At 69.9% G+C, this 7,265-nt stretch carries 7 protein-coding genes; 4 read left to right on the top strand and 3 right to left on the bottom strand.

Annotated elements, in window-relative coordinates:
- Positions 1 to 191 precede the first annotated feature (191 nt).
- Positions 192 to 698 (bottom strand): MarR family winged helix-turn-helix transcriptional regulator, encoded by a 507-nt coding sequence (locus ACZ7MG_RS19535; protein WP_471393686.1) that lies wholly within the window; start codon positions 696 to 698, stop codon positions 192 to 194.
- 200 nt (positions 699 to 898) lie between these two features.
- Between ACZ7MG_RS19535 and ACZ7MG_RS19530 the strand changes: the two genes are divergently transcribed.
- Positions 899 to 1,693 (top strand): dioxygenase family protein, encoded by a 795-nt coding sequence (locus ACZ7MG_RS19530; RefSeq protein WP_471393688.1) that lies wholly within the window; start codon positions 899 to 901, stop codon positions 1,691 to 1,693.
- A 198-nt stretch (positions 1,694 to 1,891) separates the two neighbouring features.
- Positions 1,892 to 2,242, top strand: coding sequence for a DUF1330 domain-containing protein (locus ACZ7MG_RS19525; protein ID WP_471393690.1), 351 nt, complete (start codon positions 1,892 to 1,894; stop codon positions 2,240 to 2,242).
- A 37-nt stretch (positions 2,243 to 2,279) separates the two neighbouring features.
- Here the strand turns inward: ACZ7MG_RS19525 and ACZ7MG_RS19520 are convergent, their stop codons facing one another.
- Positions 2,280 to 2,798 (bottom strand): GNAT family N-acetyltransferase, encoded by a 519-nt coding sequence (locus ACZ7MG_RS19520; protein WP_471393692.1) that lies wholly within the window; start codon positions 2,796 to 2,798, stop codon positions 2,280 to 2,282.
- Positions 2,799 to 3,008: 210 nt separating this feature from the next.
- On the opposite strand from ACZ7MG_RS19520, the gene ACZ7MG_RS19515 reads away from it, so the two are divergent.
- The gene (locus tag ACZ7MG_RS19515) at positions 3,009 to 4,007 is read left to right on the top strand and encodes a sigma-70 family RNA polymerase sigma factor (protein WP_471393695.1); all 999 of its coding nucleotides are present in this window, start codon (positions 3,009 to 3,011) and stop codon (positions 4,005 to 4,007) included.
- A 539-nt stretch (positions 4,008 to 4,546) separates the two neighbouring features.
- On the opposite strand, the gene ACZ7MG_RS19510 is transcribed toward ACZ7MG_RS19515, so the two are convergent.
- Positions 4,547 to 5,521: a helix-turn-helix transcriptional regulator gene (locus ACZ7MG_RS19510; protein WP_471393698.1), complete on the bottom strand. Its 975-nt coding sequence runs from the start codon at positions 5,519 to 5,521 to the stop codon at positions 4,547 to 4,549.
- Between the two features lie 61 nt (positions 5,522 to 5,582).
- On the opposite strand from ACZ7MG_RS19510, the gene ACZ7MG_RS19505 reads away from it, so the two are divergent.
- Positions 5,583 to 7,175 carry an MFS transporter gene (locus tag ACZ7MG_RS19505; RefSeq protein ID WP_471393700.1) on the top strand — a complete coding sequence of 531 codons (1,593 nt, stop codon included), beginning with the start codon at positions 5,583 to 5,585 and terminating at the stop codon, positions 7,173 to 7,175.
- The last annotated feature ends 90 nt before the right edge of the window (positions 7,176 to 7,265 follow it).

The following is a 7,265-nucleotide window of genomic DNA, read 5'->3' as shown; positions in this document are numbered from 1 at the left end:
CGACCCACCGGTTTGTCCGACTCCGGGGGCGTGTCAAAGGTCCCCCCCCCCCCCTTGTGTTTCCCTTTTCCCCCCCCTTTTCCCCCCGCCGCCCTTCAGGGGCGCGGGGAACTGCGCGACCAGCCCGAGCGGACCCGCAGTCGTGGACGGCCGTCAGCGCCACGGCGCCCCACGGCTCACCCGGCGGAGCCCTACCGCAGCCAGGGCAAATCCGCCCCCGCCTCCGACGGCTGCAACCCCTCCGCCAAGATCCCCATGATCTCGCCGAGGGCCCGCTGCTGCTCCACCGACAACCGGTCGAACAACGCCTGCCGCACCGCCGCCACATGCCCCGGCGCACTCTTCGAGAGCATCTCGTGACCGCCGTCCGTGAGCACCGTGAACTGCCCCCGCTTGTCCGAGGGGCAGTCCTCGCGCCGTACCCACCCGTTCTTCTCCAGCCGGGCCACCGCGTGCGACAGCCGCGACCGCGTGATCTTCGTCCGCATCGCCAGCTCGGTCATCCGCAGCCGCCGCTGCGGTGCCGAGGACAGCACCACCAGCAGGTGGTAGTAGAGGTGCGGCATACCCGCGTCGCGCTGCAACTGACGGTCGAGATGGTCCTCGAACAGTGCTGTGGCGTGTACGTAGGCGAGCCAGATGCGCTGCTCCTCGTCGGTGAGCCAGCGGGGTTCTTCCTCAGCGGATGGGGTCTTCATGCCCCCACTGTACGAGGGTCCTTCTTGAAATTTGAACTATAGAGATGTAAGGTGAAACAACAAATATTGAGACTTCAACTACTGGGGAGTCAGCGGGAGTCTCAAGGAGACAGAAGCGACCACCGGGCCCGCCGAAGCGCGTGAGGCGTATGGGGCGTATGTGTCGTGTGCGTCGCGTGTGTATAGAGGGAGTCACCCCTATGTCCGCCGCCACCGCCGCCACCGCCGAGCGCATGCCCGCCCTGTATCTGAGCCACGGGGCCCCGCCGCTCGCCGACGACCCGATCTGGCCCGGCGAACTCGCCGCCTGGTCCGCGACCCTGCCCCGCCCCAAGGCGGTCCTCATGGTCTCCGCCCACTGGGAGGAGGCTCCCCTCGCCCTCGGTGCGGTCGACCCCGTACCCCTGGTTTACGACTTCTGGGGCTTCCCCGAGCACTACTACAAGGTCCAGTACGGGGCCCCGGGCGCCCCCGAGCTGGCCGCCTCGGTCCGCAAGCTCCTCCAGGCCCCCGGCATTCCCGTCCAGGACATCCCGGACCGGGGCCTCGACCACGGCGCCTACGTCCCCCTCGTCGAGATGTTCCCGGACGCCGACATCCCGGTCCTGCAGATCTCCATGCCGACCCTGGACCCCGTGAAGCTGATGGACATCGGCCGCAAGCTCGCGCCCCTCCGCGACGAGGGCGTGCTGATCATCGGCTCCGGCTTCTTCACCCACAACCTCGCCGCCCTCCGCCAGCCCGGCACCCCCACCTGGTCCGCCGAGTTCGACGACTGGGGCCACCGCGCACTCGAATCCCGCGACTGGGACGGCCTCCTCGACTTCCTCCACAAGTCCCCGGCCGGGCAACTGGCCCACCCCCGCACCGAGCACTTCGCCCCGCTCTTCGTCACGATGGGCGCGGCCGAGGCCGCCGGTGAACTGGACGCCCAGAAGTCGGTGATCGACGGCTTCTGGATGGGCCTGGCGAAGCGCTCGGTGCAGTTCGGCTGACCCCGCGTCGGTGCCCCCGGGTCGGCTGACCCCAGGGGGACCGGTCCCCGTGCCGGTCCCCGTACGGGTACGGGCGCGGTCCCGGGCCCGGGTCGATTACCCGCGAGGTCATCGACCCGGGTCCGTACGGCTGCCAGGCTCGTCGGCGTAGGAACACCCCGGCTCGCCCGCCGGCCGGACCGCCCGAAAGGACGCCTCATGCCCGCCTACGCCATCGCCCACCTCAAGGACGCCGCCCCGCACCCGGAGATCGCCGAGTACATCGAGCGGATCCCCGCCACCTTCGAGCCGTACGGCGGCCGCTTCCTCGTCCATGGCACCGCGCACGAGGTGAAGGAGGGGAGCTGGCCCGGAGCCGTCGTGGTGATCGGCTTCCCCGGCATCGCCGAGGCGCGGAGCTGGTGGGACTCGCCCGCGTACCAGGAGATCGCCCCGCTGCGGTCACGCCACATCCAGGGCAACATCATCCTGGTCGAAGGGGTACCCGAGGACTACGACCCCCGGGCCACTGCCAAGGCCATGAGGGAGCCCCTGTCCGCCGAGCGGTGACCCCGGCCCGGCCCCGCAGGACCCCTCACAGCACCCCTCACAACCCCTTCTCGTACCAGGCCACGTCCCAGTACCGCCCGAACTTCCGCCCGACCTCCCGGTACGTACCGACGTACCGGAACCCGAACCGCTCGTGCAACCGCGTCGACGCCTCGTTCGGCTGGGCGATCCCGGCGTAGGCGCGATGCACGTCCTCGTCGGCGAGCGCCTCGAACAGTGCCTTGTACAGCAGCGTGCCCACGCCCCGGCCGCCCGCGTCCGGGGCCAGGTACACCGACACCTCCACCGAGGTGTCGTACGCCGGTTTCCCGCGAAACGCGCTGCTCGTGGCGTACCCAAGAATCCGCTGTGAGTCGTTGGAGGTGGCAACCATCAGACGATGCGGGCCGTCTTCAGGGTGGGAGAGCAGCCAAGGGCGGCGCTCTTCCGGAGTGAGGACAGCGGTATCGAAGGTGATCGGCGTCTCACGGACGTAGTGGTTGTAGAGGTCGGTGAGGGCGGCGAGGTCGGTCTCGACTCCTGGTCTGACCTGCACCTCTGCGGCCTTCGCGGACATCTCGCCTCCCCTTGTGGCGGCACAGGGTACTGCAAGATCAGAAAAATAGTGGGACGGGTTGGGAATTCTGTCCTGATTCCAGTCGTTGTTTCCTTCGGAAGCAGGGCACTCGGAAGAGTGTCCGGGCGGCCACCTCACCACCCCGTAGGAACACGTACGACCAGACAGCCAGATACCACCCTGCCAGCCCACCATCGCAAGGGAGCACGCATGGCAACCCGTGCCGTCGCCGCTCGTCGTTCGTCCGCCTCCGGCCGGACCGACGCGGCTCGCAGCGTTCGCGCCTCTGGCGGCGAGATCGCCGACCGCGACCTGGTCGGCATGTACCTCGACGAGATCGCGCGTACACCGCTGCTCGACGCCGCCAAGGAAGTCGAGCTGTCCCAGATCATCGAGGCGGGTGTGTTCGCGCAGCAGATCCTCGACGGCGAGGAGGAGCCCAAGGCGGACGCCACCCGTGAGGAGCTCGAAGCCCTCGTCGCCGACAGCGAGCGGGCCAAGGACATCTTCATACGGTCGAACCTGCGGCTCGTCGTGGCCGTGGCCCGGCGCTACCCCCGCAGCGGCCTGCCCCTGCTGGACCTCATCCAGGAGGGCAACGCCGGCCTGGTCCGCGCGGTCGAGAAGTTCGACTACCGCAAGGGCTTCAAGTTCTCGACGTACGCCACCTGGTGGATCCGCCAGGCCATCACCCGTTCGATAGCGGACCAGTCGCGCACCATCCGGCTGCCCGTTCACCTCGTCGAGGAGCTGGGCCGGATCCGCCGCGTGCAGCGCGAGTTCAACCGCGAGCACGGCCGCGACCCCGAGCCCCAGGAGATCGCCACCGAGCTGGGCTCCAACCCGGACCGTGTCGTCGACGTCCTCGACTGGGCCCGCGACCCGGTCTCGCTGAACATGTCGGTGGACGACGACGGCGACACCCAGTTCGGCGACCTCCTGGAGGACACCTCCGCGGTCTCGCCCGAGCAGTCCGTCCTCACGCTGCTGCGCAGCGAGGAGCTGGACGGCCTGATCGGACGCCTCGACCAGCGCACCGCGTCCATCATCAAGATGCGGTACGGCATCGAGGACGGCCGCGAGCGCACCCTCACCGAGGTCGGCAAGGAGCACGGGCTGACCCGCGAGCGGATCCGCCAGATCGAGAAGCACGCCCTGCTCGAACTGAAGAAGCTCGCCCGCGACACGGGCTTCGACGCGGTCGCCTGATCCACCCGGTACGGACCAAGGCCCCGTATGGCCCAACCCCCGGGGCCGCCACGGGGCCTGGCCGTACTCTGCCGCTACTTGGCCGTACTACGCCGCTTCAACTCCCCGTTCCCGGGGCACAAGACATCCGGGCCCACGACTCACGGGCCCGGAGCCGCCAGGCCCGGGACCCGAGTTCGACCGCCACGACCACGACTACGACCATGACCGCGAGTACGGCCGCGAGTACGGCCACGACCGTGACCGCGGCCATCCGAAGCCGAGTCCCGACGCTCTCCCCCCAGCGCCGGGACTCTCCCAGAGCCGGGCTTCGGCGCCTCCCCCCCCCTGGCGCCGGAGCCCGGCTCCATGCGCACGACAGGATGCACGACAGCATGAATGACGGGACGCACGACAGGATGAATGACGGGACGTAAGACGGGTCGCCCCGGACCTGAACCCCGGGGCGACCCGAACGGCAGATTCTGTCACAGCGGCCCACCCCACCGGAGCCCCGCCGACCAGCAAACCCGCACGTCAACGCCCGGTTCTCACTCCCTTCACCCCTCCTCGGCCCCCGCCGCCCGAGCCAGCCGCGCGCCCAACTCCCGTACGTACCCGACCAGTTCCGGCGGCTCGTGCACCGTGAAGTCGCAGTCGACCACGGCCAGCCGTACGGCCAGCCACTCCACGGAGTCACCGACGGAGGCCCGCAGCCGGCAGCTGTGCTCGTCGACCGGCTCGGGCGTACCGAACCAGCGGGGGAGCCGCGCCGCGATGAACTCGGCGGGCGCGGCGAAGCTGACGTCGAACGCGTACGTCTCCTGCCGCCGGTACATCGACTGCCGCAGATACTCCTCCGCGCTCCCCGTCGGCAGCTCCCGCGGTGCGAAGCGGGCACCCGTGGCGAAGGGTTCCCCGACCCGGTCGACCCGGAAGGTGCGCCAGTCGTCGCGTTCGAGGTCGTACGCGACGAGGTACCAGCGGCGGCCGGTCGACACCAGCCGGTACGGCTCGCAGTGGCGCCGTGAGTCCGTGCCGTCGCCGGCCCGGTAGGCGAAGCGCAGCCGCTCCCGCCCCGCCACCGCCGACGCCATCACGGTCAGCGTCTCGGGTGTGACGGTCGCCCCGTCGCCGCTGGTCAGGGGAGTGGTGGCGGCCTGCAGCGTGGAGACCCGGTGGCGCAGCCGCGACGGCAGTACCTGTTCCAGCTTGGCGAGCGCCCGTACGGACGCCTCGTCCACGCCCTCCACCGCGTGCCCGGCCCCGGCCCGCAGCCCCACCGCGATCGCCACGGCCTCCTCGTCGTCCAGCACCAGGGGCGGCATAGCCTTCCCCGCCACCAGCCGGTACCCGCCCTCGGCCCCCATCGTCGCCTGCACCGGATACCCCAGCTCGCGCAGCCGGTCGATGTCCCGCCGCACGGTCCGCCGCGAAACCCCGAGCCGCCCCGCGAGTTCCCCACCGGGCCACTCACGGGGCGTCTGAAGGAGGGAGAGAAGCTGAAGAAGCCGCGCCGGAGTGTCAGTAGTCATGCGATGAGCATCCCGCGAAAGTAGGACACCATCCGACCTACTGGGCCTCTACTTTCAAGGCATGACCTCGACAACAAGCGCCCTTGAGGGGCGCGGGGAACTGCGCGACCAGCCACGAACCACCCGCACGGAACCCCCGACAGAAACCCCGACGGCGCTCGACGCATCCCCCGGCGGAGCCCACCGCGGAGCCCACCACGGAGCCGACCGCCGCCGCTGGATCGCGCTCGCCATCGTCATGACCGCCGCCTTCATGGACCTCGTCGACGTCACCATCGTCAACATCGCCATCCCCTCCATCCAGCGAAGCGAACACGCCAGCTTCAGCCAGATCCAGTGGATCACCGCCGGCTACGCCCTCGCCTTCGCCGCCGGCCTCGTCACCGGCGGCCGTCTCGGCGACATCCACGGGCGTCGGCGGATCTTCCTGATCGGCATCGGCGGCTTCACGCTCGCCTCCGCGCTGTGCGGCCTCGCCGCGAACCCGGAGATGCTGGTCGCGGCGCGTATCGCACAAGGCGCGACCGCCGCGCTGATGGTGCCTCAGGTGCTGTCGATCGTGCACGCGACCTTCCCGGCGCACGAACGCGGCAAGGTCTTCGGGCTGTTCGGCGCGATCGTCGGCCTCGGCGCGGTCTCCGGCCCGCTGCTCGGCGCCCTGCTCATCGAGTGGAACCCGCTCGACCTCCAATGGCGGGCGATCTTCCTGATCAACCTCCCGGTCGGCATCGCGGGCCTGATCCTGGGCCGCCGTTTCATCGCCGAGTCGAAGGCCCCGCACGCCCTGAAGCTGGACCTCGTCGGCGTCGCCCTGGTCACCGCCGGCCTGCTGATGCTGCTGTATCCGCTGACCCGGGGCCACGAGACGGGCTGGCCGCTGTGGGGCTACGTCTCGATGGCCGGCTCGCTCGCCGTGTTCGCGGCGCTGGTGGCGTACGAGCGGCGCAAGTCGGCGCGGGACGGGTCTCCGCTGATCGAACTGTCGCTGTTCCGGGTGAAGAGCTTCGCGGCGGGCATCGCCGTGCAGACCGTCTTCGGTGTCGCCCTCGGCGTCTTCTTCCTCGTCTGGACCCTCTACCTCCAGACCGGCCTCGGCTGGAGTGTGCTGAAGGCCGGCCTGACCGGCATCCCGTTCTCCCTCGCCGTCTCGGTCGCGGCCGGGATCTCGGTCCAGAAACTGGTCCCGCGCTTCGGCCGCAAGGTCCTCCAGGCGGGCGCCCTGCTGATGGCGGCCGGGGTGCTCCTCTACCTCGCGGAATCGGAACGGTACGGCCTCGCCATCACCCCCTGGCAGATGGCGTTGCCGCTGGTCGTGATGGGCGCGGGCATGGGGCTCATCGTGGCCCCGCTGACCGACGCGATCCTCTCGGGGGTGCCGCGTGAGCACGCCGGTTCCGCGTCCGGGCTGATCAGCACGGTCCAGCAGATGGGCAACGCGCTCGGCCTCGGCCTGGTCGCCGTCGTCTTCTTCGGCGTCATGGACGACCACCTCGCCCCGGCCGACATCGGCCCCGCCTTCGTCGACTCCTTCGAGTACGCGCTCGGCTGGGTGGCCGCGGTCCTGATCGCGATCTTCCTGCTGATGTTCGCCCTGCCGGCCCGGCCCGCCGGGGAGAGCGAGCAACTCGACGTAAGCCCGATCATGTCCGAGTAGGCCCGAATGTTGCCCGAACCTGTTTACTTTCTGGAAATCCGGGCGTAGCCTCCGAGCGAAACCACAGAATCGGGCATCGGGCATCGAGCA

Source organism: Streptomyces sp. NPDC107538 (assembly GCF_055657445.1).
The sequence above is the reverse complement of the archived record's forward strand: the minus strand, read 5'-3'. Positions and strand labels throughout refer to the sequence as shown.